Raw genomic sequence first — 25437 nt, 5'->3', positions numbered from 1 at the left:
TACGGACACTCCAGTTTATAGATATTACAGATATTTTTTATCCATTATACAGTTAAAGAAATTACTTATGGGGAAATTCTTGGACACCGGTGTACATGCTCTGATCCTTCAATTGAATAAGCACCTTGCCAAAACGCCCACCCTGCTGGATGACAACCTTATCCGTCGGATAGGTCCGTTCCAAATAATTGGCTATGATTTTCCTATTCTGGTCGTCCGCAGTCAAACCGAAAATTCTCAGCCATTCCATAACCTCCTGGAGCGCCGTGTCTCTAGATACTTCTGTAGATTTCATTTCCCGGGTTACGAGCGACTGATAGGAATACCCTTTGAGATACAGTAAATGGAGCAAATAAGCCATTTCCAAATGTTCCGTTTTCATGGGCTGATCAGTGACCAAAGGCCAAATCTCTTTTACCAGACTGTGCTCCCTGGAGCCGACAGACAGGCTGATATAGCAATACTGTCGTGCGCAGCTCAGCACTTTCTCCACACTGTCCCAATCGACAATAACCGGGCACATGGAGACAAATACGAAATCAAAGGCTTTTTCCCACCCCTTTGCTTGAATATCAATGTCTTCAAAAGGCTCAGCCACAATCTCTACATTCCCGTTCTTTAATCCCGTTATATTACTTTTCAATAGCTCAACTAATGGAAGACTAGGCTCCACAGAAGTAACACTAGCCCCTCTCTCCGCAAATGGCACTGTAAATCCGCCTGAGGCCGCTCCAATGTCTAATATGGAGATATCTTTAAATGTCACACCCTGACTTTCCAGCCAATTCATAATCCGTTTTGTTCTTCGCCTGCCTTCTTCGCTAAACGCCTGCTCGTTAAATGACTTTGCCCTATGGTCAAAAGTATGTGCTGGATCAATTCCAGCTTTTTTCATTTTGCTAACCGCTGTATCTGGATCATTCTTCCAAGCTGCTTCCCAAACGGCATCATTAAAAAAATCGTTCGTCATCATCCTCTTCATCCCTTTCTGTTATATGTAGCCATTACACTTATGACTTTTGAAAAAAGTCCTTCTCTCTAAGAAACTTTTTCCCCAAGAGAAGGACATGTCCACTTAGAGCTAAACGAAATCTTCTTCTGTCAGCTCCATGTTGATGCCAATCGCCGCTTTGCTTCCGCCTGCTGCAGCAAAAATCAACTGGGAAGGCATTACGTAAGCTGCATCCCCGGCGGCATACACACCTGGAACCGAGCTTTTGCCCCACTCATTTGTGGCGATACCGCCAAACTCATTTACCTCGTAACCAAGCGAACCCTGAAAAGACGCCTTCGGTTTCCATTCCGGTGTAATGAATCCTCCCGTTCTCTCGATTCGCGTGCCATCCGCAAATTCCACCTGCCGCAATTTCCCCTCATGACCGATAAACATCGTTACTGCTTGTTCAACCACTTCGATGTTTCTGGATTTCAACAATTGTTTTTGATCGTTGTCCAGAACCGCATGCCCATTTGTACAAATCACAAGATCTTTACTCCAGGTATAGAGCAGCTTGGCCATATGAAACACTCCAGAGTTCTCGGAAACAACAATTAGCGGCTGATCTCGAAGCTCCCAACCATCGCAGTAGGGACAACTGAACAAACTTGTTCCATAACAATCACGTAAACCTGGAATATCCGGGAAAATCTCCCTAAGTCCCGTGGTGATCAGTAATTTGCGTGCTTCAATCTGTTTTCCGGTTGACGTCACGACGACGAACCTGTGATCATTCCGGTGAATCTTGGTTACCTCCCAAGGTAAAAGTTCAACGGAGGGATACCCCAGAACCTCCTCATATGCAATACGCCTAAACTCAGCTGGTGTCACACCGTCTCTTGTTATAAATCCATGAGAAGCATGTGTAACCGCATTTCGGGGCTGGCTGTTATCAAATAACGCAACACTGCGTCTGGCTCGTCCAAGTACCAGAGCCGCATTGAGTCCTGCCGGGCCTCCGCCGATAATAGCACAATCATAAGTCAAAAGAATCTCCCCTTTTTTGTTGATTTATTTGGAGGCAACAAGCTGCTGCAGTTCACCTTTCGACAATATGCCTATTTCTTTATATAGAGGCTGTCCATCTTTGAATATAATGGTTGTCGGTATGCTCATAATCTGAAATTGTGAAGAGATTACCGGATTTTCGTCTACATTAACTTTAACGACTTTAATGGAATCATTTGCTTCCTTTTCAAACTCCTCTAATACAGGTGCAAACATTCTGCATGGACCGCACCAAGCAGCCCAAAAATTCACTACTGTTATACCTTCCGTTTGCACCATCTCTTTAAAAGTAGAATCTTTCGCATGTTGAATAGCCATCGTGATCTTCCTTTCAATTAAATATACTATGGATATATAATATCTTTAATTTGTCATAAGATGGGTCTTGTAATCTTGTCCGGCGTTGTTGCCACTAAAAAATAGAACATCACCTCAAACGCATAATCAGTTGCTTGTGAATTTTCATAGCACTCCTCCATTTCAAATTAAAGACTTTATGTATCTATGATAACTTTGTTTTGGATAAGATGCAAGTCAGTCTCATGAAAATTTAGCCAAACCAAGGCCAGTTGCATTCTTTTGGCCTGTGATCGAGCCAACAACAGCGGACAGGCTAGGGTCTTTTGCATCCTAGTCTGCCGCTGTTGCTCTTATCGGATCGGTATTAGTTTTCGTTAAAATTGATCGGCGCAATGCCTTCCGCTCGCCACACCGTGCCTCTTTTCTCGTACTCGAATAACTTTTCTACAGCATTTGCGATTTGGGGACCTAACTCACGATCAACCAAATACAAGGCCACATCAAGACCCGAAGTCACGCCTCCCCCGCTTACGAAGCGAGGACCATCTTCAACGACTCTTGCTTCAATCGGAATTGCACCGAGAGATCCTAACGCTTCCATGCCTATTTGATTGGTAACCGCATGTCTATCTTTCAACAAACCTCCCATCGCAGGCAGTAGTGTACCACCGCATACTGTAGCTACAATAACATCCTCATTGTTAAAAGCTTGTTTCAATTTTTCCGACAAGCCTGTCTTCATGGCCTTCTTTAATATATTTGGAATGGCATCTTCCGAATTTCCCGCTGGCTTGCCCGAAGCCCCAGGCACCAAAATGATTCCCGGACGCTTTGGGTCTAATGCAGCTTGCGCTTCGAGAGCGGGCCCGTTCAGACCGCTCGGGACAGAACGCTTGCCTTCTGCGGAAACCAATTCCACAGTAACTGCTCCTTTTGAGTACATTCCCGCAGCAGCGAATACTTCGTATGGTGCTAATGCGTCCAGCAGATCGAAACCATCGAACAAGACGATTTGAACATGCATCCTTTTGTCTTTGAATGGATCATTATTTTCTTTTGAATTCGCACTTGCTGTAGAGGTAACTAGACATAGAACTAGTACAAACGACATGAGTACTCCTATAATTTTTTTCATCCTACACTGCCTTTCTGGATCGATTGATATTTCTGATAATGATGTTAGGAATGATCAACAGCAGCACAATAGAGCCGTAAACGCCAATTGTATAGCTGGTAGCGTAAATGAGACCAAATCCCTGATAAAAAAGGGAGGTGATGAGATGAATTGTCATGTTCGTAAAACAAAAGGCGTAACTTCGGATCATCCAGTTCCGGTGCCGAATGATACGTTTCTTTTTGATTTGTACAAGCGCCATAATGGTGATAAACAGCCATATTATATTAAGAGCATTGAACCCCATACTGCTTATTTTTCCTCCAGTAGCATAAGGAGCCATATATCCGGAAGTAATCACGACAAGAAGGACGGATACTAAATAAACGTAGCCGTTTATACGGTGGAGCTTGCGGCTTTTTTCAAAGACGCGGTTGGAGAAGTTCAGCAACCCCGTCGCCATGGCGATGCAGGCAAACGCAACATGAACGTGCATAACGTTGATCCAGACTGGAAGATTTAGTTCGCGCTTCAGGCCGATTTTATGGCTTAAAAACGCCTTGGCTCCAGGATCGATAATAAAATTGGCCACCAAAGCGTAAAGGATAAATAGAATACTGATGCAGGCCAAAAGTCCGTATGATATTTTCCATTCCTTCATGCGATCCATCCCCTCATTAGGTAACACGCTTGCCTGTTAATTTGGATGCAGGCAGTATGCCGGCCCTGGCGAATCCAATCATGTCATCTCCACGCACGATAACTTCGAATTTTAGATTTAACCGCATAGGTTTCGTGACGCGCAGCGACCAGGTAAGCTTATTGTCCTGAAGTAAGGGGTTTATAAACTCGACCGTCTCATCCCCTTGTGTGGCCTGGCCTTGGATCAACCCATTCCTTATGGAAATGGAGAGCTTGACCTCCAGTTTCCCAACAGGCGTAGCAATTGTCGTATCCCAATCCCCGTCGAACTCAGATTCTCCGGGTAATTTGATTTCCGAGGTATCATAAATCATCCCCGTATTGTTCGTCGCGATGTTCGTTTCTTCGTCGGTCTCTGCCTTGTGAGAGCTAGGCGCCCTTCCTTCTTCCCGCCAGACCGTTCCTCTCCGTTCATATTCGAACAGCTGCTCTACCGCGTGCGCGATACGCGGTCCAAGCTCGCGTTCCACCAGATACAGCGCTACATCGAGTCCCGAAGTAACGCCGCCGCTAGTAACCAGATTGCCGCTATCCACTACGCGTGCCGGGACGGGAATGGCTCCGGTTGCTCCAAGTACATTCATGCCCAGATGATGCGTTACCGCCGGTCTGCCCTCCAAGAGCCCTCCCATGGCCAGTAACAGGGAACCGCCGCAAACCGTGGCAACGACGATGTCTTTTTGCCCGAGTGCTCGCTCAATCAATCCAGCCAATTCCGTATTCAATGCCCGAGACAGAATGGCTGGGGGCGAATTCGGCCCATCTCCTTCGACGTCACCCGACGCACCAGGTACGAGAATGATGCCCGTACGTTCCGGGTTCAGTCTGCCGCTCGCTTCAATTTTTAACCCGTTGATGCCGCTGGTGACGGATCTCGGCCCTTCAGCGGTAACGAATTCTACGCTTAACGCGTTTTCAGCATACATTGCCGCGGCACAAAAAACCTCGTAAGGCGCAATGGCATCCAGAAGGTCAAAGCCATCAAAAAGCACGACTTGAACCGTTAACATCCATAAACCTCCTCATATTCAAAGTCAATAGATTGATCCTCGAACCTGCGGATCGTATCAGGGAAAAATTATTTTATCAGAAGATCCTTCAGCCTGTGATATTCCTTCTCGTCGATTTCACCACTCGCCATCCGACCTTTTAGAATCAATGCGATGTCACGGTCTTTTGGATTGGAATCTCTGTAGCGATGACGAATCAGATAAATTCGAATTGCGACAAAAGAAAAAAGCGTAAGACAAAATAGAGCACCGAATGGAAAAAATGAGAAACTTCCGTATTCCAAGTTTATGTCAACCTCCTTCATCCGTTTTTGCGTAGAACGGGCCCTAACTCGCGATATTTGCTGTCCGACTCGGCAAGAAGTATCGTAACAAACGAGTATCTCAAATGAAGTTGTATAAAGGTCACAAAACAATAAACAAATCATCACAAATTAGGTGGTTCTGTTAGTTTCATGGGGAAAAATGATAAACTAGTTTTCAAAGGTGGGATATTCATGAGTGAAATCAGTACCATACTGGTTGTAGACGATGATCAAAGCATTGTCGAACTATTGAGCGACTTTTTAGAGTATGAAAATTTTCGCGTTATAACCGCTTGCGATTCTGTTCAAGCTTGGACATTGTTTGAGCAGAATTCCATTCATTGTATTGTTCTTGACATCATGATGCCGGGTCAAAACGGGTTTGAGTTATGCCGTCGGATTCGGGAGAAGAGTAACGTTCCGATCCTTTTCTTGAGCGCACGCAGCGACGATGTGGACAAGATTCGCGGCCTGACGCTCGGCGGCGATGATTATATTGTCAAAACCGCTTCACCTGGTGAAATTGTAGCCAGGATAAAAGCTGTACTACGACGTTCTGTTTCCCAACTGCAAATGAGTGAGAGAATCTTGGATTTTGGCCGCATCAAGCTAAATCTATCCACAAGAGAAGTATTCGTGGATGGGAAGAGTGTAGTGCTCACCCCGAGGGAATATGAATTATTGCGATTATTTGCCGAACACCCCAGGCATGTTTTTTCATATGAACAGATACTTTCGAAATTTTGGAATGGGGTAGGTGACAGGCATACGATTCGGGTGCACATCGGTCGACTTCGCGAGAAAATTGAATCCGATCCGAACCATCCTCAATACCTAGTCAACGTATGGGGAATAGGGTATCGCTTCGAGGGAGGTTAAGATGAGAACACTTCGTATTCGTTCGTTTACTATACTGCTTTTCTTCTTCTTAATGTTAGTGCCGTGGATCTTTTATGTGACAACACACTTCATAGAGACAAAAACGCTCAGCTTCGCAAAAAACAGAGCTCAAGCCGAGATTCTGCAAGGACAATGGATCGAGAAGATCGTAAAGCTGATCGAAACCAATTCGAACAAATGGAGGGATCCGAATTGGCAAAACCAATTGAATCATGAGTTGCAACAAGCGAAAATGGAAGCGACTATTCTATCTGCATCAGATCAAGAAATTTACCGTTCTAATCCGCAGAGCCATGGCGTATTGCCTTCTACCGAACGGTTCTCCATTATAGAGGACGGGCATTTGCTTGGAAAGGTCATTATTTATCTTCCGAAGTCAAATGCGGCTAAGTTCATTTCGATATTTACCGGGCTATTGTTAGCTTTTTTTATTGTCGGTGTTGAAATGCGAAGGTTTCTTCTAAAGCCTCTCGAAAAGATGAGCTTTGCAGCTAGAAAAATCGCTGCAGGAGATTGGGACGTAGAGTTGCCTAGATCCTATATCACCGAAATCTCTGAGGTACGCGATGCATTCGAAGTGATGGTGATAGGGATGCAAAAAGCTTTTCAAAAACAAGCGGAATTGGAAGAAGAACGCCGATTCGTCATTACAGCTGTCGCTCATGATTTGCGTACCCCGTTGTTCGCTTTACGAGGTTACTTGGATGGTTTGGAACAAGGCATTGCCCAATCCCCGGATAAAATAACCAAATATTTGGCCGTTTGTAAGGAAAAATCGGCGCAATTGGACCGGTTGGTAGAGGACCTTTTCACATTTACAAAGATGGAGCATGTGCAGATGGATCTTCATAATCAGAAGATTGATTTTAAATTCATCATCCTGAAATCGGTTGAAAGTTTAAGTCCGCTAGCTCACCAAAAGAACCTCTCGATCTCGACCCATGCTGCAGACGACTGCTTCATTAACGGTGATGTGCATTTATTGGAACGAGCGATGAACAATTTGTTGGATAATGCCGTCAGACACACACCCTCGTATGGTGAAATTGTTGTTCAATGTTATAAAGAAGGTAACAAAATAAAGTTTATGATACGTGATACAGGCCCGGGCTTCTCCTCGGAAGAACTACATCGAGTTTTTGAACCTCTATATCGTGGTGAAGCATCTAGAAATCGTTCAACTGGAGGTAGCGGATTAGGGTTGACCATTTCACAAAGAATTGTAAGGCTTCACGGAGGTGAGCTCTCCGCAGGTAACCATTCGGAAGGCGGAGCGCTGCTAACTGGTTGGATACCTGTAGCTACGCCTGATTAAGATATTGAGTAATCAAAAAGGCTCCTGCTCTGCTAGAAACAGCAGATCAGGAGCCTGTCATTGATGAAATGATGCGGTCGAGAGGACTCGAACCTCCACGGGGGGTTAGCCCACACGGACCTGAACCGTGCGCGTCTGCCAATTCCGCCACGACCGCATAAATAGTTGATGCAATCATTTGCAGCAACAAAAAATATATTATCATTTCTTTTTCAGAGAGTCAACAGGAAAATACTTAATCTAACGTGCAGAACAAGGTTGAGAAGGACTGGTATTACACTCCAACTCCCTTTATACTTTATACTTGATACCTGAAAATATCCTGCTGTATGAACTTGGAAATGGAGACCTTTATCGATGTTGACTCATTCCAATCCTTCAATTAAGAAGCAGATTTATGATCGAATTTCATTTCTCGGCACCGTCTCCAAAGCCGATTTAATGAACGAATTTCCGCTCACCCCCAGCAGCATGACGCGGTTCCTGGAGGAGATGACCTCCCGGGGGCTGCTCGTCATCTCCGGGCTGGGGAACTCGACCGGCGGCCGCAAGCCGATCCTGTTCCAGACCAATCCGAAGTATCGGTATATCTTGGGGCTGGAGATTTCCCGAATTTACTCGGTCCTCGGATTGTATGACATGCATTTGACCCCGTTGTCGCGGGCCCGCTGGAAAATGGACGAACACATGACGCCGGAGGTGCTGTCTGACCTTGTTGCCGACACCGCCAAGACGTTTCTTCAAGAGCACGGCATCACATCCGCCGACGTTCTGGGTCTCGGCATCGGGGCGGTGGGCCCGCTGGATCACCAAAACGGCATCATCCTCGAACCGGAGTGGTTCCCCGCACCTTACTGGAGCCATGTCCCGATCTGTGCCATGCTTGAAGAGAGGCTGGACATCCCTGCTCAGCTTGACAACGGCGCCAACACCGCGCTGATCGGTGAACACTGGGCGCTGCGCTCGGATACGATCCGTCATGCCCTTTACGTGCATGTTGGCGTGAATATCCGCTCCGCCGCCATGTCGGAAGGCCGGATTCTTCGAGGTGCCGCCGATACCGAGGGAGCCATTGGGCAAATGATCATTCAGATGAACGGGCCCAAGCTCCGTAATCAAGGCAACTCCGGCGCGTTGGAGGCTTTTGTATCCGTGCCTGCGCTGGAGGACCGAGTTCGTGCTGAACTGAAGGCTGGCCGCAGCAGCGTATTGTCCGGCCTGGCCCCGGAGCAGATCAACTTCGCTTCGCTGGTGGACGCCTTATCGCAGGATGATCCGCTGGTCACAGAACAGTTTCAGGAAACGGCCGTCTGCCTCGGCACCGGACTGGCCAATCTGATTAATGCGTTGCATCCTGAATACGTGGTCTTGGGCGGCCCTTTGATCAGCGCACACCCGCTTGTCTTTGATACCGCGGTGGAGGTCGCCAAGCAAAATGCTTACCATTATCCCGAGTATAATCCGCTGTTCACCCAAGGGCAGCTGACCGAATCCGCCGTGGCCACAGGAGCCGCCTTGATGGTGTTGCAGCGCTGGTCAGGCGAATAGAATATCCCCCAAAGGCGTTGTATGCACAACGTCTTTGGTGTTTTTTAAGCGGCTACCTCTTATCTCCCCTCCCGTTCCCGCTGCGATATTCACTAGGGGACATACCCGTGGATTTCTTAAACTGCCGCGAGAAGTACAAGGCATCGTTAAAACCAACAGAGGAAGCGATTTGGTCGATGGTTAACGGGCCGGCGAGCAGCTCCTTCGCTTTTTCGATCCGTACCTTCGTTAAATACTGCTTCGGCGACAGTCCTGTCCGGGCCTTGAAGGCGCTGAACAGATGGGCCCGATGGTACCCTAAATTGCGCGCCAGCTCTTCAATGCCGATTTGCTGCGGATATTGCAGCTGGAACCAACGGATCGCCTGCTCCACCTGCCGGTCGATCATTGCCGGCTCCTTCGCAGCGGAACGAGGCAGGTGTTCCCGGTTCGCAACCCCAAAATGATGAAGCAGCAGCGTCACCCAGCCTGCCGCCTCGAGGCTTTCCAAATGCGGGTGATCGCTTTGGCGGAACGATGATCGCAGGCGAGCGTAAAGCTCCCGTAATTCCTCCGGCTCCCCGGAGCTAACCACCGGTTTATCCGGCGTAATGCCGACATCCGCCAGCTGCCGAAGGACCCCCGGTCCTCTTAACGCAACCCATGCGTAATGCCACGGATCTAGGGAATCCGCCTCGTAAGTGAACAATCCCTCTGGAAAAATGACAAAGGTATCCCCCGTCCGGCAAGAATATTCCTGTCCTCCCCAGGTATACGTCCCCTTCCCTTCAAACACCGTATGCAGCAAAAAATAGTCATGCACGGACGGCCCGATGCGATGGTTCGGGTGCGGCCGCCCTTGTCCGCTAAACAAGACCGTGATGTCCCGCTCCCGGTCATCAGGGTTCATATGGACTTCAAACAAGTCGTGCTCGGGAATCAATCACCACAACCTCCTGAAAGCATAATGGCCTGCTCTCCCTAGCGTAAGGGATGGCAGGCCAAAATACAACATTCCTCCATACTTCCCTTTCATTCCTCCATACCTTTCTTTCAGGTGGAGAGCTATATTGAGGAGGAAAAAGGAGGAGATCTAACATGTCCAAAATTACATTTATCGGGGCTGGAAGTACGGTATTCGCCAAAAACGTGTTAGGCGATTGCATGTTGACTCCCGCGTTGCAGGGCTTCGAGCTGGCTTTGTACGATATCGACCTGCAGCGCCTCAAAGATTCGGAGAACATGCTAAACAATCTGAAGCACAGCAGCGGCAGCACATGCGTCGTGAAAGCCTACACCGACCGGAAGGAAGCGCTGCGAGGGGCGAAATACGTGATCAACGCCATCCAGGTCGGCGGATACGATCCGTGTACGATTACGGATTTTGAGATTCCGAAGAAATACGGGCTGCGCCAAACGATCGCCGATACAGTGGGGATCGGCGGCATTTTCCGCAACCTGCGGACGATTCCTGTCATGCTGGACTTTGCCGCGGATATCCGTGAAGTTTGCCCGGACGCCTTATTCCTCAACTACACGAACCCGATGGCTGTGCTAACCAACGTCATGAATACGTATGGACAGGTCCGTACCGTTGGTCTCTGCCACAGCGTGCAGGTTTGCGTGCCAGGATTGTTCAGCAGCCTGGGGCTGGACGCTACAGGTGTTCAGGCGAAAATCGCGGGCATCAACCATATGGCTTGGCTGCTCGAAGTTACCCGGGACGGCGTTGACCTCTATCCCGAAATCAAACGCCTTGCGGCAGAGAAGCAAAAACAGCCGCATCATGATATGGTTCGGTTCGAATTGATGCTGAAATTTGGATACTACGTTACGGAATCATCCGAGCATAACGCCGAATATCATCCTTACTTCATCAAACGGAACTATCCTGAACTAATCGAACGTTTTCAAATTCCGCTGGATGAATACCCGCGCCGTTGCGTCGAGCAAATCTCGAATTGGGAGCGCATGCGCGAGGAGCTCGTCGGCAACCGGGAACTGACGCATGAGCGCACACACGAATATGCTTCGTACATCATGGAAGCCATTGAAACCAATGTCCCGTTCAAAATCGGCGGCAACGTCATGAATACGGGGCTGATTCCGAACCTCCCGGCCGAAGCCTGCGTGGAAGTTCCCTGCCTCGTGGATGCCAGCGGCGTAACTCCTACCTATGTTGGAAATCTGCCGCCGCAATGCGCTGCCTTAAACCGGACGAACATCAATACCCAGCTCTTGACGATCGAGGCGGCGATCACCCGCAAGAAGGAGCATATCTACCATGCCGCCATGCTGGATCCCCACACGTCCGCTGAGCTGTCCATCGACGATATTATCGCGATGTGTGATGACTTGATCGAAGCGCATGGGGATTGGCTGCCAACTTATCATTAATGGCGAGCCCCTCATTATTTCACCGACCCGATCATCCCGGCCACAAAATGCTTCTGCATCACGAAGAAAACAATGGCCGTCGGGAGCGTCGAAATGACAATCGCCAGCATGATCAGCCCGTAATCCGGTGAATAGCTGGAACCCAGCGTGGAGATCAGCAGCGGCACCGTCTGCTTCTGAGGTGTTTGCAGCACGATCAGCGGCCACATATAGTTGTTCCAGCTGCTCATAAACGTGATAATCGCCGCTGCCGCATACGTTGTCTTCATCGTAGGCACATAAACGCGGAAGAACATCCCCAGCTCGGATAAACCGTCGATCCGGCCCGCTTCCAGCAGCTCCTTCGGGAACATCTTGGTGCTCTGGCGGAAGAAGAAGATCAGAAACGCTGTCGTCATCGTCGGCAGCACAACCGCGGCCAGCGTGTCGATACCGATCAAGGGCAATAGATTGGTAATTCGGCCGAACATGCGGTAGAGCGGCACCATCAAAGCCGCAAAAGGCAGCATCATCGACAGCAGCAGCACGTTAAATACCATGTCCTTCGCTTTGCTGCGGTAAATCTCGAAGCCATAACCCGCCAGTGAAGCGATCAGCAGGGCGAGCAGCGTCGTGGAGACGGAGACGGCCAGCGAATTCTTAAGCGCATTTAGGATATCAACGGAATCCAGCAGGTTGCGCAGGTTTGCCCCAAAATGGGAGCCCGGCAGCAGCTTGCCCCGGGTGACGTCCACCGACGGGTTTGTCGAGCTCACAATAATCCATAGAAACGGAAAAATCGAGACAAACGCCGCTACGGCAAGGAATACGTACATGGAAATTCGTTTGGCCGCCCTAAGCATCGCGATCACCTGCCACTTTAAACTGGATGATGGATAAGAGAACGATCATCACTACGATGGAATACGACACCGTTGCCGCATACCCGAAATTCGCCGAGTATTTAAACGATAGATTGTAAATGTATTGCGAGATCGTAGAACTGGCATTCCCGGGTCCGCCCTGCGTAATGTTCATCACTTCGTCGAACAGCTGCAGCGTGCCGATCGTCGAGGTGATCGAGGTAAATAAAATAATCGGCTTCAGGAGCGGAATCGTAATTCGGAAAAACTGTGTAACCGCCGACGCCCCGTCGATTTTGGCCGCTTCGTAAATCGTTGGCTCGATATTTTGAATCCCCGACAGGTAAAAAATCATGTTGTATCCGGTCCACCGCCAAGTAATAGCGATAATGATCGTCACCTTCGCCCAGAACGGGTCAGTGATCCAGGGGATCGGTTCGGATATGATGTGCAAATGCAGCACCATCAGGTTAACCAGTCCGTCGCCTGCAAACAGGTATTTGAAAATCACCGAATAAGCGACCAACGACGTAATGCAGGGCAGGAAAATCGCCGTGCGGAAGAAGCCTTTCCACTTCAAATTCCGGTCGTTTAACACGACAGACAGTACCAACGCCAGCAATACCATGATGGGCACCTGTACGATCAGGTAGATCAACGTATTTTTGACCGCTGTCAGGAACATGGAGTCCGTGAACAACCGCCGGTAATTCCCCAGCCCGTGATAGGTCAGGTTCGAACCGGTGCCGGTTTGCAGCGACAGGAGAAAGGCTTGGATCATCGGATAAAAATAAAACCAAGCAATCATCAGCACAGCTACAATGACAAATGACCAACCGACAATCGAAGTTTTCCAGCGTAAGCGCAGCGCAGGCCCGGATGCTCTCATTGATTTCATCTCCTTCTCTTTGTAGTCCATAAGGCCGTCAGGAACCAACGAAACCTTGAACTGGGAACAGCCCAAGGTTGTCGTCGGTTCCTTCAAGCTTCGCTTATTGCAGCTGGGATTCGGCCTGGGCCTGGGCGTCGCGCATGACGCTGTCCACGTCTTTGCCGTTTAAGTAATTTTGGACTTCGATCACCAGAATGTCCTCAATCGCATAGGTGTGCAGGCCGTAATTGACCTTTGGCACTTCTTCCGTCCATTTGGCGAAATCGGCGTAAATCTTCTGGCCGCCAAAGAATTCGTCGGATCTATCATAAGCTGCACCGCTGGACGCTGCCTTCAGCGAACCAATCGCGCCGATCTTCTCCAGAAGCAGGGAGTAGAACTCGCTGTCCGAACCAAACGTTTCCACCAGGAAATTCGCTGCCACGTCCTTACCATCCAGGTTCATTACGTACCAGGAGCTGCCGCCAAGGCTGGAGGCGTTCACCGATGCGGCGCTTCCCGCCAGCTTCGGCGTTGGGACAACCGCCCATTTACCGGATTGGGAAGCCTCGGCTTTGACGGACGGCGTAATCCAGTTACCGGTAGGCACTGTCGCCACATCCCCGTTGTTAAAGGCTGCCAGGAACTGGCTCCAGTCCGAATTCATCTTGACGATATTCGCATCAAACATCGCTTTGTACGTCTCCAGCGCTTCCTTGATCACCGGATTGTCTGCCAAATTTGGCGTTTTGCCGTCCTCCTTCAGATACCACTCTCCCGCCGACTGCGCCATCACCCGGATCAACCCGAGGTCGTTAGGGTCTTGGGTCAGCATGTCTTTGCCGGTGACTTCCTTGATCTTCTTGCCGATTTCGATGTATTGATTCCAATCGATATTCGTCACATCGTCCAAGGTATATCCCGCTTGCTCCAGGTAATCCGTCCGCACGTACAGCCCCGTCGCCCCGGAGTCAAACGGAACGCCGTATTGCTTGCCGTTATAGCTGGTCGGCCCGATTTTGTACTCGGCGAAATCCTCTGCTTTGATCACGTCGGACATATCGCGGAACGCATCAGGGTAAGCCTGCAGGAAGTTTTGCGCCCGGTAGTCTTCAATCAGCACGATGTTCGGCAGCCCTTTGGTCGTTCCCGAATTGAGCCCGGTGTTCAGCTTCTGAACGATATCGTCCTGCGCATATTCCACGATGTTCACCTTCACGTCCGGATGCTTCGCTTCGTAACGTTCTTTAGCCAGGTTCAATGCCGCAATGTTAAAGTTGGGATCCCAAGCCCAAACCGTAATTTCTTGGCTGCCTTGCGACTCCCCACCGCCGCTTCCTGCACCCGGATCGGCCGAATTGCCCGTATTCGCCGCATTCCCAGCGTTGCCGGAATTTCCGGAGCCTCCGGAACAAGCGGACACCACCAGCGTCAGCAGCAAGCTGGCAAGCAACACAATCAAGCTTTTTCTCATTTCGGTTCATCCCCCTCGTGTTTAATGATGGGCAGCGCTTTCAACCTTGAAGTAAGCGCTTCCTTTTATTCGCTTTTAGGATAGCATTGCGGTTGAACCGGCCGTTAGGAATATCTTTGTGTGGTTTGGTGATTTTCTTGTCCATGTTGGGAAGGCGCTTTAGCGACAGTAGTCTTTTCTTTGGAAAATGGGAAAATCTTTAGACCGCATCCCCGGTGACCTCCGCTTCCTCTATCAACGGGAGCACAATGCGAATTTGGGTCCCTTCTCCTTTGACACTGGAGATCTGCACACCGTAGGACTCTCCGTACAACAGCTTGATCCGGTGATTGACGTTCTGAATGCCGATGCCCGCAAGTTTCCGTCTCCGCCCCTTGGAAGTGTCCGGAACCGATTCCTCAAAGGTTCGTTGCTCCAGCATCAGCTCCTGCCCGCCATGATCCATCCCGTCCCCGTTGTCCGCCACTTCACAAACAAGCGAGTGCTCCGTTTTCGAGATCAGAATGTAGATCGTGCCTTCGGTTTTCACGTTAAACGCATGGAAAAAGGCGTTTTCGATAAACGGCTGAAGCATGAGCTTAGGGACCTTGCAATGCATGCAGTCAGGCGATACGAAATAGCTCACCTTGATTCGGTCACCGTACCGGACTTGTTTGATGAATACGTAGTTTTTCAAGTTCTCCAGTTCCTGCTCGATCGTGATCGTTTCGTTGGCATTGCTGATCGTATTTTGCAGCAAGGATATCAGCGCATTAATCGTCTCGGCGGCGGTCTCCTTATTGCCCTTCTGGACCAGCAGCTTGATCGAAGCCAGTGTATTGTACAAAAAATGCGGGTTGATCTGCCGCTGCAATGCGGCGAGTTCGGCGTTCCGCTGCTCCTTCTGCGTCTCCAACAGCCGCTGCACATAATCGTTCAGTTCGTCCAGCATATAGTTAAACGCCTTGCTGAGCTCTCTCACCTCATAGCTGCCGCTGACGGAGATATAATTGCGGAAATCCTTCTTCGTGATCGTCGACATCAGCCGAACCAAACGGGTTAACGACAGCGTCAACCGGCGTGATATGACGAACAGAACTAACAGCGCAACGCCAATGATGGTCAAGCAGATCAGCGCCACTTGGCGGATGTTGATAATCTGCCCGGCGGTGTACTGCCGGTCGATCAGATTTACCAGATAGAAGCGATAGGGCGGAAGCTCATTCGCCAGAATGATGGCATCTTGACCAAACGCTGTACCGTTTAAATAATCCAGCCGGTCGCGCTTCAGCGTCTCAACATCGTGCAGCAGCTCCGGCGACTTGCCGCCGATCAGCTCCGCGCGGTTGCTGGAGACAATGACGCCTGTCGGGTCGAGTACCAGGACATCGTTGCCGTTGCTGGTAAAGTTGGCAAAAAAACGCCGAAACTCTGATTCCCGAATCGCGATATAGAGCATCCCGTAACTAAGACCGCCGGTTCGGTCGACCAACGCTTTCGTAGCCACGATAAACCGTTCCTTGCCCGCTTTCCCGTCCCGTTCATCGTATTGGTACAGTACCCGCAGCGGCTCGGCCGCGGCTTGGCGGGTTAACGGATCATCGGCAAGATCCTGCGGAGACACCGGCCAATAGTTCGGATCGGTGGAATAGCTGCGCCCATTTACCCCGATAATGGTGACAGCCACGTCATATGCCCCCAGATTGGACGAGATTTGCTCCATCTGCTCCGCCATGCGGTAGTAGACCTTCGACATCGCCACCGAATTCGTATCCCCGCCGGTGAGATACGTCTTGACCGAGCCGCTTTGCGAGGCAAAAGTGACGGCGTTAACGACAGAGTCGTTAAATGATTCCAGTCCGGTATTGATCTGATTCAGCACCTTTCCATTGGTGATACTGAACGTCTCAGCGAACAGCCGCTCCGCCATACGGATGGTAATCAACGAGGTGAGCAGGCACACGGCAACAATACTGACCGTCATTACGACGAACAGCTTGGATATCAGGCGGCTGCGGCGAAATTTTTCGATCAGCTTCATCCGTCATCCCCTCTTGGCGAGCTGTTGCCGGCGGTATTCCCGCGGCGACAACCCCATTTGTTTTTTGAACACTTTGGTGAAATAACTCGGGTCCGAATAGCCGACGCGGCTGCCGATTTCCGAGATCGGCAAACCGTCCGAACGCAGCAGTTCCTTCGCCTTGGCAATCCGAACTCGGTTCAAATATTCGCTGAACCCCTCATCGTTGTGGGCGGAGAAATAGCTCGATAAATACGACGGATTAAAGTGAAAATGCCGGCTAAGCGAGCTTAAGGTGAGCGGTTCGCCATAGTGCTCCTCGATATAGTCGAGCAGCAGCTTCATGTTGCCGTCGCTGGGGAGCGGAACGCGGGCGGCTACCAGCGGTTCCACTTCGCTTAGGAACGCGTTAAACGCCTGTAAAGCACCGGCGGCATCCCGGGCTTCATCGATCGCTTTGAAATAAGCGTATTTTAATCCGTCCAGTTCCTTCGCTTCACGGTGAAGCTCCAAGGTGGCAATGGTGACATGGAAGACAGCGTTCCCCAGGAACGATTTGAATTCAAAAGGCGTTTGCAAGTAACTGCCGGCCGCTTCGGCGGCGAGCTCCCGCAATCTCGCGAATACTTCCTCCGCCTGCCCCCGCTTCAGTCCGGACAGCAGTTCCTTCATGTCGAACGCAGGAAGCGCGCGAGCCGGGGGCAGCTCATCCGCCTGTAGGACGGTTTTCCCCGGAAAATAAAACCGAAAGCCCAGCAGCTTCTGCCAATCATCCCGATACACTTTCCCCAAGTCGCTCAGCTCTGTAAATTCGCCGCCGATAACCCACGTTGTCTCCGGCATTGCCTCCGCCTTGTTCCGCGCGTACTCGCGAATCGCCTCGATCACTTCCTGGCTGTACGCACCGGAAAAATTCAGCAGCATCAGCAACCTTTTGTCCCCGGTAAAAATACTTTGGAACCGCACCGGAACTGACAGTTCGCATAATCGGCTTTCCAGCCCTGTCGCAAGCCCCTCCAGATACCCTTCCGGCTCCCCAGCAATCGGCCCGGCATCCGTGCCGGTCAGCAGGAACCGATCGTAGGGGAAAGCCGCCGCCAGCCGTTTATCCGGCTCCTCCGGCTCGTATCCGTCAATCAGCCGGTCAAGCAGACGGTCAAGCGGCAGCTCTCCGCGCGCTGCTTCCTGGAGCGTAAGCCCGGGGATTTTGCGGGCGGTTCTTTGCAGCACCTGCAAGAGCTCCTCCGTCTCCAGCTTGGGCTTGAGAATGTAATCCGCCACGCCGCTTTGGAACGTCGAACGCACATATTCGAATTCCCCGAAGCTGCTAAGCACGATCACCTCGACCTGCGGGTAGCGGGCTTTCAGCACGCGGGTAAATTCCTCCCCGTCCATCACCGGCATGACAATGTCCGTAATGACGATATGAGGGGACAGCTGCTCCACCAGCTTTAACGCCTCTTTGCCGTTGGCCGCCTCGCCGACAATTTGAAATCCTAGCTGCTCCCAATCCAAATGGTGCTTAATGCCCTGTCGCACCAACAGTTCGTCATCAACGATCAGAACCCGGCAAAGCTCTCTCATTTCGATCCCCCCAGCAACCATAAATGTTCACTTCTGATGACAGCGGTTACATAAAAAGTTGAAACGGCGAAATCCCGCCGCTTCAACGTCACCGCAGGTTCAGCCGATAATTCACGGCGTATTCCGCCTCTAAATAAACAGGATTAAGACCAGCACAACCGCCAGCACGCCGATGGCGTACATCACGCCCAGCCGGAGCCAATTTCGGCCCGTTTGTTGGGTATAACGCGGATTTTCCTCCTGGTTGCTTTGCGATTGCCCGATCCTTATCGTCGCGATCAAACCAAATGCCAAGATTAGAATAATGACTAGAATTAACCACACCATACTGCCACCCTTACCTTCCTATAGGAGTCGTCGTCCCTATTATATAAGACCGGGTCAATGGCGTACTATAGCATCTTCCTTCCTTGCGCTTAATATATTTGAAATCAGGAAGACGCAGGGAGGGTGGAATATGGAACTTAACCAGAATCAAGTCCAGCGCGCGATGTTCTTAGCCGCAGTGTGCAGCCAGACCTATGCGCAATTCAAAAATCCGGACGGTTCATTTGTCCTTCCGCCTCCCTATGCGCTGTACGATACGCTTGAAGCGAAATCTTTGATCGGAGTATGGGAACGCTTCGGATTTATTTGGCATTCGCCGGATGAGATCATCATCGCTTTCCGGGGAACAAGCTCGGCCTCCAATTGGATCGCCGATGCCATCGCAACCCAGCAGAAATTCAAATGGGCCAAGGATGCCGGCAGCACGCACCGGGGATTTACCGGGATTTATGCATCGGCCCGCCGCCAGATTCACTCGGCGCTGCGCCGGCTGCCAGAGGACAAAACGTTATATCTCACCGGTCACAGCCTCGGGGCCGCTTTAGCTACGCTATGTGCCATGGATATCGCCGCCAATACGAACCGGGTTCCCATCCTGTTTACGTTTGGTTCTCCCCGCGTTGGAGACCCGGATTTCGTTCAAGCTTTTACTCAGTACGTCCCGAACAGTTACCGAATTCATAACGAATTTGATGCGGTGACCCACATCCCTCCGACTGTGTTCAAGCTGCCCAAACAAGCGAAAACCTACTACTACCGACATGTCCCCGCCTCTTACCCCTTGTACTTCGCCGATACTTCATTATCTACCAATCATGGGATCGGCAGCTATTTTGCCGAATTGGCTAGGCTTGATCCGGGTTACGCACAATATTTATCCACCGTAAACCCTGCCTTCTGCCCGGAACCCTCCTAAGCGCTGAAAAAAGCCGCTGCCCGGCAACATATGCCCGGCTAGCGGCTTTTGAGTTCAATAAGGTTATTTCCCGCCGGCCGGCAGTTTCATGGAAGGCTGCTTACTAATGATCGACGAGTGAACCATCAACCCTTGTTCGTCATATACGATGAAGCCGCCGCTTCCTTCCGTGTTCACGGTAATCGTCCGCCCGGCCAAGGAAGGCTGAATGTTAAACCATCTTGCCTGGCCGCTCGGTTGAATGGTGATCTTCGATGATTTGCTCATCCAGATGCTGAAGCTCCCGGATTAACGTAAGCAACATTTGCTTGATCTGCTCACGCTGCCGCTCTTCATCATCGCAAACCGCCACTCGGAACAATTCGGCCTCACCTCGCTTGGATCGTTGGTCTCCTGCCCGCACTTCTTGAATGATTATCCCTTTCGATCAGAATGCTCACCTTGGTTCTTCTTCCCCTCTGATCCAACGGGATCATGCTGCAAAAGAACGGACCGAAAGGGGCAGATCCGCTGTTCATGCCTAGTATGCAAAAAAGCTCTTAAATTCTACAGGAGAATTCAAGAGCTTCTTACAGTTGAACGAATGCGGTCGAGAGGACTCGAACCTCCACGGGGGGTTAGCCCACACGGACCTGAACCGTGCGCGTCTGCCAATTCCGCCACGACCGCTTAGTGTTACCTCTCCGCGAAAGCCGTTAAACCATTTTTCGCGGCGACAAGATATAAAATATCATGCGCCGCGAAAAGAGTCAAGCCTTTTTTTCATTTTATTCCACTGTTATGGCATGTAATTCGATTCGGCCCGCCTCCACACTGACGGTCAGCGTGGTATCCGCTGCCTCGCCAAGCACGGCGCTGAAGCGGCCGACATCACGGCTTGGAGAAAGCGTCATACGCCCTCGCTCAACCCCATCTTGCTTTAGAGTGATCACCGCATCTTCCCGGCAAATCAACTCCAGCGTCGCCGTGTTGCCCGCTTCGATGCCGCAGAACGAATAGGCGGCAAACTCGCTGTCCGTAAGCTCCAGAGCGAGATTTTGCCAGCCACAGTCAAACCCAAATTTCTTAGGTTGTGGCTCATCCGAGATCGGCACAATTTTCATGCCCGTTTTGGCCCGGTACTTATAAATGTTCCCTTCCGTGCGGCGTCCGCTGAACGAGATGCCTCTGCCCGGCAGCTCATCAAAATCCGTGCCGCGAACCCGGCAGCCCGGCTTGCGGAATACCGACGCTGTCACCTCTGGATGGGGAGTGCAGTTCTCAACCTTGATGTTTTCCAAATAAGCATCAAGAATCTGCCGTGCACGCTCATAACTTGGCCGTGCTCCACCTTCGACATAAGCAAGCAGTTCGTCCCAGCCCTCGGGTTTGTTGACCGAATACGGCGAGTTCGCTCGCTCCATCTTCTTCCACGGCCATAAGTTATAACCGATCCCCAGCGACAAGGATAGCGGATACATCGCCGCAAACCACTCCAGTTCGTTCTCCCCGGTCTCGCCGAGCCATAGCGGCTGGTCCAACGCCTCGGACAGCGCCAGAAACTCCTCGTACGCTTCTTTGCCGGGTTTGCAGGCGTACCGATGGAAATGGATCACCATATTGGGATCGTAACGTTTATAAAAAACAGCCGTATTCGTCGCCCAATGATGCCCTTCCACCGAGAGCAGGTGCCGGTCGTCAATCTCCCGAATCGCCGCGATCACTTCCTCATAAAAATCCGCCAGCCGCCGCACGAGAAAATCCTCGTGTTTCCCTTCCATCAAACCGGGGCGAACCGGCTCATTTAACAGGTCGTACCCGCCGACGATCCAGCGGTCCCGATACCGCCGGGCCAGCTCTTTCCACAGCTCGATCGCTTTGTTCCAGTTGTCTTCATCGGTGAACAGGCGAGGGAAGTCGTCAACCGAGTCGTCGATATTGGCTCCGGTCTGTCCGCCCGGCGCACCATGCAAATCAAAGAAGGCGTAGAGGCCAAACTCCTCGCACCAATCCAAACAACGGTCGATCAATGCAAATCCGTCCTCTTTCCAGCGAATGCCCGGTTCATCCTCCATCAGCACTCTCCAATTCAAAGGAATGCGGACCGAGTTATACCCCTGCTCCGCCATCCGCCGAATATCCTCTCGGGTCACATAGTTCTCTCGGAAACGCTTCCATAACTGCTCAGCATAATCCCTTCCGGCCAATTCCTGAATGACGGCCTCAATCCGCCGCGGGCGATCGAACCGGGAGTGATGGGATAACCACATATAACCTTCGCACAAGAGCCAATTGCCCAGTCCCCAGCCCGTCAGCAGGATCTCTTCTCCATCCCCGTTGACGATTTTTGTTCCCTCTGCGCGGAGAAAGCCTTTCACCCGCGAGCGATCCGTTTGTTCGAGCATCGTTCATGTCCTCCCCCTGTAGATCGGTTTGTACGCCAATCATTATAGCACCCTATTCCTGCTTGGGAGGGGAATCCCGATATTTGCGCCATCGACCCGAAAAGTGCACACCTCCTGTCCATACCAAAATCAGATTCTCGCATAAGATGCTAGAAGATTGAAATAAATCTTCGCGGCGTGAAATTGAAGGAGGCTGAACCGTTATGCCAGAGAATGGGGGCAAACAGAAGAAACTAATCATTGAGATTCATTTTAACGATTGGGGAGGAACGCCGGAACGGACAACTCGAAACTGGATTGAGAAAAGGCTGGCTCTGTTCATGACCTGCACGCGAAAAAGCTTGCAGCTGCAAACCTCGCAAGATTTTTCCTGCTATGTCATCTACGATCCCGCCTCCGAGCGAATAATCCGGGAAATCCTCGACCGGTACGTACCTCTGCCTAGAAATATTCAGTTTGTGACGCCAAGGGGTTATTATGCCCATGTTGCCGAAGATATCGCAGGCTATGACTGCTACTACCGGGTGTATCTATCGAGCGACGATATGTACCACAAAGATTTCATCCGCAGACTGCACGCTTATACGCCGAAAAAAAATACAGCCGCATTGGTCCCCCAATACGGCTACATTTACGATTCGGTGCAACACCGGCTGGGCAAATTTTTCTTCTGGCTGCCGAGCTACGGCGCGACAATCCATGATGTCGGGAAGTTTCTGCAAGGTCAGCGGCCGAATTTCAGCTGGCGTGACGCGCTAAAGGTGCCCCATGAGTTTATCCATGTCAAAGAACCGATTTGGATCAATCATATCCATGCTTTAAACACAGGAATGTCCTTTGAAAGAGTAAAAACCTGGAAGACTCCCGGCATCAAAGATGCCATGACGATCGAGCCCTGGTCGGACAGCCAGCGTGCCAAAACCTTCTTTGGCCCGGAAATCGTCAGCCCAAGCGAAATCAAACGGGTGTTGTCCAACTTTTTCTAGTGCCGCTCCACTAAGGGTTCCGGCTTGGCGGTCCGCTTCGAGCGGCACGCCGTCAGTTCAACGTCTTCCCCGTTTTCGATATAAAAAGCCGGACCCTCGTGGTTTTCAATCGACACTTGGTTAAATCGTACGTCCCGCACATTTCCCAGGTAGAACCCGCGCCGTGCCGTCTCCTCGATTCCATCCATCATGGCGGGGCGGCCGGGAACCGCGTCCTTCGCCATGGAAATCTCGATTTGGTCGAAGGTGACTTCGGAAATGTACTGCTCCGCCAACCCGTACAAGAAGCCGGCAGCGGCGTGCACCTCGCGCGCCGTGATGTCGGAGAAATGAATCCGCCGGAACTGCGGAGTTTCCTCCGTAACGGGATAAGGATTTTTGTCCCACACGTATTTCTCCTTGCCGCGTGGACCGCAGAAATAATACAGATTCATAATAAACGGACAGATCACGTTTTCCATGACGAGGTTGCTGACGCGGATATCCTCGACGATGCCTCCTCGGCCGCGTCGGGACTTGAGCCGGATGCCGCGGTCCGTGTGCTGGAAGACGCAGTTCGAAATCGTCACGTTCCGGATATTTCCGCTCATCTCGCTCCCGATCACCACCCCGCCGTGACCATGAATCATCGTGCAGTTTGTGATCGTAATGTTCTCACAGGGAACCCGCTCCGCCGTTTCTTCGGTGCCTGCCTTGATCGCGATACAATCGTCCCCGACATCGATATGGCAGTTGCTGATTCGCACATTCGAACACGATTCCGGGTTAATTCCATCCGTATTGGGGGAATCCGCCGGGTTCAGAATCGATACGTTGTCGATCGTCACGTTGTGGCAGCGAATCGGGTTGACCGTCCAGCTGGGCGAGTCGACCAGCGAAACGTCCCTGATCGTCACCCGCCGGCAGCGGTCGAAGCTGATCAGCTTCGGACGCGGATAGTGCAGCTCCTCCGGACGGTTGCGGTGCTTCTCCCACCAGGGCTGGCCGTTCCCGTTGATGCAGCCGCTCCCCGTGACGCTCACATTCTCGAGATCTTCCCCGTAGATACAGGAGGCATGAACCTCCCGTTGCACCCCTTCCCATCTTGACTTTACGACCGGATAATCATCCGGGTTGGTGCTGAAGGACAACACCGCCCCGGGACTTAACCTAAGCTCGATATGGCTCTTCAGGAAAATCGCTCCGGTCACGAACGTCCCGGCCGGCACGACCACCGTGCCTCCTCCGGCTTCGCTTGCCGCCGTAATCGCGGCCGCGATGGCCGCGGTTGCCGGAACCCCGCTGTCCTTCACCGCACCATAATCAACGATATTATATGTGCACATCCGCGGGATCCTCCATTCTGCTGAGGAACATTTCCATTTGGGTGCAGGCCATCACAAACGCGCCAACCCCGTGCAGATCGTTTTTCACTTTCGGGCGCGCAGCGTAATGGTCATAATCCCCGGCCGATGTGCCGATACAGATATCCGGCAGCACCAAACGGCCTTTATCGTCCCATTCCACCACCCGGGTCAGCCCTTCATATCCCCTCAATGCGGCTTGCCCGGCGTCTTCACCGGCAAGGCCCTGCTGCACCGCCTTCGCCAGGGTGTATACGAACAGGCAGGAGCCTGACGTTTCCAGCCAGTTATCCGGCCGATCGCCTTTGTCGACCACCTGATACCAAAGCCCACTCTCCTTGTCCTGATAACGGATCAGCGCATCCACGAAACTCGATAACGCCCCCGCGAGCTCCTCCCGCCCGGGCTCATCTGCCGGCAGCAAATCGAGGAATTGAGACAACGCCAAACCATACCAGCCCAGCGAGCGGCTCCAAAATTCCGGGGAACAGCCGGTTTCCGGATCCGCCCAAAGCATCCGCCGGCTCTCATCCCAGGCATGGTACAGCAAACCCGTCTTCGCATCGCGCATATGTTTGCGCATCAGCTTCTCCTGGTGCAGCACCTCTGCCCGAAGCCCTGCTTCCCCAAACGCATTCGCATATTTCAGCGAAAATACACCGGCCATATAGAGACCATCCAACCACATCTGATAAGGATACTTATCCTTGTGCCAATAACCGCCCTCGCTCGTGCGGTTCAGCGTCAGCAACAGGTAGCGCAGTTTATCGGCTGCTATCCGGTATTTGGCCTTCCCGGTCCGTTCGTATAACGTGAACAGCAGCAATCCGGCCTGCACGGCATCCAGCTCATCGCGAGCGAACATCAAATTGCCCTGCTCATCCACCCGATCATCCACGTATTGTTGAATGTACTTGATGTACTTCTCATCCTGAACGACCTCCCACAGTTGCTCCATGCCGCACAGAAAGACGCCTTGATGATAATGCCAGCGATGGGCGGGAGGGAGAGTTCCCGCATCCGTGTAAATGTCCATCATCGAATCGCATGCCTTCTTCGCCCATTCCAAGGGAGTGTCTGGACGTTGCCTCATCTTTTCCCAGCTCCTTCCGCTTCGTATTTCATCGCCATGGATC

25 protein-coding genes and 2 tRNA genes are annotated in these 25437 nt (G+C 51.3%); 6 read left to right on the top strand and 21 right to left on the bottom strand.

Annotated elements, in window-relative coordinates; translation table 11 throughout:
- Positions 1-61: 61 nt before the first annotated feature.
- From NSQ80_RS07830 to NSQ80_RS07800, 7 genes are all read right to left on the bottom strand, one after another.
- Positions 62-970: a class I SAM-dependent methyltransferase gene (locus tag NSQ80_RS07830; RefSeq protein ID WP_028537997.1), complete on the bottom strand. Its 909-nt coding sequence runs from the start codon at positions 968-970 to the stop codon at positions 62-64.
- A gap of 111 nt (positions 971-1081) precedes the next feature.
- Positions 1082-1984, bottom strand: a complete 903-nt coding sequence (locus tag NSQ80_RS07825) for an NAD(P)/FAD-dependent oxidoreductase (RefSeq protein WP_085278353.1) — start codon at positions 1982-1984, stop codon at positions 1082-1084.
- Positions 1985-2008: 24 nt separating this feature from the next.
- The gene (gene trxA / locus NSQ80_RS07820) at positions 2009-2323 is read right to left on the bottom strand and encodes a thioredoxin (protein ID WP_339302000.1); all 315 of its coding nucleotides are present in this window, start codon (positions 2321-2323) and stop codon (positions 2009-2011) included.
- Positions 2324-2669: 346 nt separating this feature from the next.
- Entirely contained in the window at positions 2670-3440 is a 771-nt protein-coding gene (locus tag NSQ80_RS07815; RefSeq protein WP_068786880.1) for a DJ-1/PfpI family protein, read from the bottom strand.
- Between the two features lies 1 nt (position 3441).
- A complete protein-coding gene (locus tag NSQ80_RS07810; RefSeq protein WP_339301999.1) occupies positions 3442-4080 on the bottom strand; it encodes a DUF2306 domain-containing protein in 639 nt (212 codons plus the stop codon).
- 16 nt (positions 4081-4096) lie between these two features.
- Positions 4097-5131, bottom strand: a complete 1035-nt coding sequence (locus NSQ80_RS07805) for a DJ-1/PfpI family protein (protein WP_339301998.1) — start codon at positions 5129-5131, stop codon at positions 4097-4099.
- A 68-nt stretch (positions 5132-5199) separates the two neighbouring features.
- On the bottom strand, positions 5200-5415 hold the full coding sequence (locus NSQ80_RS07800) for a hypothetical protein (protein ID WP_339301997.1): 216 nt from the start codon (positions 5413-5415) through the stop codon (positions 5200-5202).
- A gap of 213 nt (positions 5416-5628) precedes the next feature.
- Here NSQ80_RS07800 and NSQ80_RS07795 point away from each other — a divergent pair, with 213 nt between their 5' ends.
- Both NSQ80_RS07795 and NSQ80_RS07790 read left to right on the top strand, forming a co-directional pair.
- Positions 5629-6315, top strand: a complete 687-nt coding sequence (locus NSQ80_RS07795; RefSeq protein WP_339301996.1) for a response regulator transcription factor — start codon at positions 5629-5631, stop codon at positions 6313-6315.
- A gap of 1 nt (position 6316) precedes the next feature.
- Positions 6317-7651, top strand: a complete 1335-nt coding sequence (locus NSQ80_RS07790) for a HAMP domain-containing sensor histidine kinase (protein WP_339301995.1) — start codon at positions 6317-6319, stop codon at positions 7649-7651.
- A 72-nt stretch (positions 7652-7723) separates the two neighbouring features.
- On the opposite strand, the gene NSQ80_RS07785 is transcribed toward NSQ80_RS07790, so the two are convergent.
- A tRNA-Leu gene (locus NSQ80_RS07785) sits at positions 7724-7808 on the bottom strand.
- A 200-nt stretch (positions 7809-8008) separates the two neighbouring features.
- Between NSQ80_RS07785 and NSQ80_RS07780 the strand changes: the two genes are divergently transcribed.
- A complete protein-coding gene (locus NSQ80_RS07780; RefSeq protein ID WP_339301994.1) occupies positions 8009-9199 on the top strand; it encodes an ROK family protein in 1191 nt (396 codons plus the stop codon).
- A gap of 52 nt (positions 9200-9251) precedes the next feature.
- On the opposite strand, the gene NSQ80_RS07775 is transcribed toward NSQ80_RS07780, so the two are convergent.
- Positions 9252-10121 (bottom strand): AraC family transcriptional regulator, encoded by an 870-nt coding sequence (locus NSQ80_RS07775; protein WP_339301993.1) that lies wholly within the window; start codon positions 10119-10121, stop codon positions 9252-9254.
- Between the two features lie 155 nt (positions 10122-10276).
- On the opposite strand from NSQ80_RS07775, the gene NSQ80_RS07770 reads away from it, so the two are divergent.
- Positions 10277-11575 (top strand): alpha-glucosidase/alpha-galactosidase, encoded by a 1299-nt coding sequence (locus NSQ80_RS07770; RefSeq protein ID WP_323076288.1) that lies wholly within the window; start codon positions 10277-10279, stop codon positions 11573-11575.
- 14 nt (positions 11576-11589) lie between these two features.
- Here the strand turns inward: NSQ80_RS07770 and NSQ80_RS07765 are convergent, their stop codons facing one another.
- The 6 genes from NSQ80_RS07765 to NSQ80_RS07740 form a co-directional block, all read right to left on the bottom strand.
- Entirely contained in the window at positions 11590-12417 is an 828-nt protein-coding gene (locus NSQ80_RS07765) for a carbohydrate ABC transporter permease (RefSeq protein ID WP_009222843.1), read from the bottom strand.
- Positions 12410-13306, bottom strand: a complete 897-nt coding sequence (locus NSQ80_RS07760; RefSeq protein ID WP_339301992.1) for a sugar ABC transporter permease — start codon at positions 13304-13306, stop codon at positions 12410-12412. The genes NSQ80_RS07765 and NSQ80_RS07760 overlap by 8 nt, the downstream gene beginning before the upstream one ends.
- Positions 13307-13409: 103 nt before the next feature.
- Positions 13410-14762 carry an extracellular solute-binding protein gene (locus tag NSQ80_RS07755; RefSeq protein WP_339301991.1) on the bottom strand — a complete coding sequence of 451 codons (1353 nt, stop codon included), beginning with the start codon at positions 14760-14762 and terminating at the stop codon, positions 13410-13412.
- 199 nt (positions 14763-14961) lie between these two features.
- Positions 14962-16782 carry a sensor histidine kinase gene (locus NSQ80_RS07750; protein WP_339301990.1) on the bottom strand — a complete coding sequence of 607 codons (1821 nt, stop codon included), beginning with the start codon at positions 16780-16782 and terminating at the stop codon, positions 14962-14964.
- Between the two features lie 3 nt (positions 16783-16785).
- Positions 16786-18345 carry a response regulator transcription factor gene (locus NSQ80_RS07745; protein ID WP_339301989.1) on the bottom strand — a complete coding sequence of 520 codons (1560 nt, stop codon included), beginning with the start codon at positions 18343-18345 and terminating at the stop codon, positions 16786-16788.
- A 129-nt stretch (positions 18346-18474) separates the two neighbouring features.
- Positions 18475-18672: a hypothetical protein gene (locus tag NSQ80_RS07740; protein WP_009222837.1), complete on the bottom strand. Its 198-nt coding sequence runs from the start codon at positions 18670-18672 to the stop codon at positions 18475-18477.
- Between the two features lie 130 nt (positions 18673-18802).
- Between NSQ80_RS07740 and NSQ80_RS07735 the strand changes: the two genes are divergently transcribed.
- Positions 18803-19588: a lipase family protein gene (locus NSQ80_RS07735; protein WP_009222836.1), complete on the top strand. Its 786-nt coding sequence runs from the start codon at positions 18803-18805 to the stop codon at positions 19586-19588.
- A gap of 63 nt (positions 19589-19651) precedes the next feature.
- Here NSQ80_RS07735 and NSQ80_RS07730 read toward each other — a convergent pair whose 3' ends face one another.
- From NSQ80_RS07730 to NSQ80_RS07715, 4 genes are all read right to left on the bottom strand, one after another.
- Positions 19652-19855 carry a hypothetical protein gene (locus NSQ80_RS07730; RefSeq protein ID WP_009222835.1) on the bottom strand — a complete coding sequence of 68 codons (204 nt, stop codon included), beginning with the start codon at positions 19853-19855 and terminating at the stop codon, positions 19652-19654.
- A complete protein-coding gene (locus tag NSQ80_RS07725; protein WP_339301988.1) occupies positions 19800-19949 on the bottom strand; it encodes a hypothetical protein in 150 nt (49 codons plus the stop codon). The genes NSQ80_RS07730 and NSQ80_RS07725 overlap by 56 nt, the downstream gene beginning before the upstream one ends.
- Before the next feature lie 223 nt (positions 19950-20172).
- Positions 20173-20257: transfer RNA gene (locus tag NSQ80_RS07720), tRNA-Leu, on the bottom strand.
- 98 nt (positions 20258-20355) lie between these two features.
- Positions 20356-21972, bottom strand: a complete 1617-nt coding sequence (locus tag NSQ80_RS07715) for a cellulase family glycosylhydrolase (RefSeq protein ID WP_339301987.1) — start codon at positions 21970-21972, stop codon at positions 20356-20358.
- Between the two features lie 203 nt (positions 21973-22175).
- Between NSQ80_RS07715 and NSQ80_RS07710 the strand changes: the two genes are divergently transcribed.
- Positions 22176-22958, top strand: a complete 783-nt coding sequence (locus tag NSQ80_RS07710) for a glycosyltransferase (protein WP_339301986.1) — start codon at positions 22176-22178, stop codon at positions 22956-22958.
- Here the strand turns inward: NSQ80_RS07710 and NSQ80_RS07705 are convergent.
- Both NSQ80_RS07705 and NSQ80_RS07700 read right to left on the bottom strand, forming a co-directional pair.
- Positions 22955-24283, bottom strand: a complete 1329-nt coding sequence (locus tag NSQ80_RS07705) for a glycoside hydrolase family 28 protein (protein ID WP_339301985.1) — start codon at positions 24281-24283, stop codon at positions 22955-22957. The genes NSQ80_RS07710 and NSQ80_RS07705 overlap by 4 nt on opposite strands.
- Positions 24270-25394 (bottom strand): glycoside hydrolase family 88 protein, encoded by a 1125-nt coding sequence (locus tag NSQ80_RS07700; RefSeq protein WP_339301984.1) that lies wholly within the window; start codon positions 25392-25394, stop codon positions 24270-24272. Before NSQ80_RS07700 ends, NSQ80_RS07705 begins: the two co-directional genes overlap by 14 nt.
- Between the last annotated feature and the right edge of the window lie 43 nt (positions 25395-25437).

Source organism: Paenibacillus sp. FSL K6-2441 (assembly GCF_037964765.1).
GTDB classification, from domain to species: Bacteria; Bacillota; Bacilli; order Paenibacillales; family Paenibacillaceae; genus Fontibacillus; species Fontibacillus phoenicis.
This window is presented reverse-complemented; position numbering and strand designations above follow the sequence as displayed.

Excerpts from the sequence above, each read along its gene's own strand:
- NSQ80_RS07815 (WP_068786880.1), bottom strand. The coding sequence starts at position 3,440 with ATGAAAAAAATTATAGGAGTACTCATGTCGTTTGTACTAGTTCTATGT.
- NSQ80_RS07705 (WP_339301985.1), bottom strand. The coding sequence starts at position 24,283 with ATGTGCACATATAATATCGTTGATTATGGTGCGGTGAAGGACAGCGGG.
- NSQ80_RS07830 (WP_028537997.1), bottom strand. The coding sequence starts at position 970 with ATGACGAACGATTTTTTTAATGATGCCGTTTGGGAAGCAGCTTGGAAG.
- NSQ80_RS07715 (WP_339301987.1), bottom strand. The coding sequence starts at position 21,972 with ATGCTCGAACAAACGGATCGCTCGCGGGTGAAAGGCTTTCTCCGCGCA.
- NSQ80_RS07760 (WP_339301992.1), bottom strand. The coding sequence starts at position 13,306 with ATGAGAGCATCCGGGCCTGCGCTGCGCTTACGCTGGAAAACTTCGATT.
- NSQ80_RS07790 (WP_339301995.1), top strand. The coding sequence starts at position 6,317 with ATGAGAACACTTCGTATTCGTTCGTTTACTATACTGCTTTTCTTCTTC.
- NSQ80_RS07810 (WP_339301999.1), bottom strand. The coding sequence starts at position 4,080 with ATGAAGGAATGGAAAATATCATACGGACTTTTGGCCTGCATCAGTATT.
- NSQ80_RS07765 (WP_009222843.1), bottom strand. The coding sequence starts at position 12,417 with ATGCTTAGGGCGGCCAAACGAATTTCCATGTACGTATTCCTTGCCGTA.
- NSQ80_RS07710 (WP_339301986.1), top strand. The coding sequence starts at position 22,176 with ATGCCAGAGAATGGGGGCAAACAGAAGAAACTAATCATTGAGATTCAT.
- trxA (WP_339302000.1), bottom strand. The coding sequence starts at position 2,323 with ATGGCTATTCAACATGCGAAAGATTCTACTTTTAAAGAGATGGTGCAA.
- NSQ80_RS07805 (WP_339301998.1), bottom strand. The coding sequence starts at position 5,131 with ATGTTAACGGTTCAAGTCGTGCTTTTTGATGGCTTTGACCTTCTGGAT.
- NSQ80_RS07730 (WP_009222835.1), bottom strand. The coding sequence starts at position 19,855 with ATGAGCAAATCATCGAAGATCACCATTCAACCGAGCGGCCAGGCAAGA.
- NSQ80_RS07750 (WP_339301990.1), bottom strand. The coding sequence starts at position 16,782 with ATGAAGCTGATCGAAAAATTTCGCCGCAGCCGCCTGATATCCAAGCTG.
- NSQ80_RS07795 (WP_339301996.1), top strand. The coding sequence starts at position 5,629 with ATGAGTGAAATCAGTACCATACTGGTTGTAGACGATGATCAAAGCATT.
- NSQ80_RS07745 (WP_339301989.1), bottom strand. The coding sequence starts at position 18,345 with ATGAGAGAGCTTTGCCGGGTTCTGATCGTTGATGACGAACTGTTGGTG.
- NSQ80_RS07700 (WP_339301984.1), bottom strand. The coding sequence starts at position 25,394 with ATGAGGCAACGTCCAGACACTCCCTTGGAATGGGCGAAGAAGGCATGC.
- NSQ80_RS07770 (WP_323076288.1), top strand. The coding sequence starts at position 10,277 with ATGTCCAAAATTACATTTATCGGGGCTGGAAGTACGGTATTCGCCAAA.
- NSQ80_RS07780 (WP_339301994.1), top strand. The coding sequence starts at position 8,009 with ATGTTGACTCATTCCAATCCTTCAATTAAGAAGCAGATTTATGATCGA.
- NSQ80_RS07740 (WP_009222837.1), bottom strand. The coding sequence starts at position 18,672 with ATGGTGTGGTTAATTCTAGTCATTATTCTAATCTTGGCATTTGGTTTG.
- NSQ80_RS07755 (WP_339301991.1), bottom strand. The coding sequence starts at position 14,762 with ATGAGAAAAAGCTTGATTGTGTTGCTTGCCAGCTTGCTGCTGACGCTG.
- NSQ80_RS07735 (WP_009222836.1), top strand. The coding sequence starts at position 18,803 with ATGGAACTTAACCAGAATCAAGTCCAGCGCGCGATGTTCTTAGCCGCA.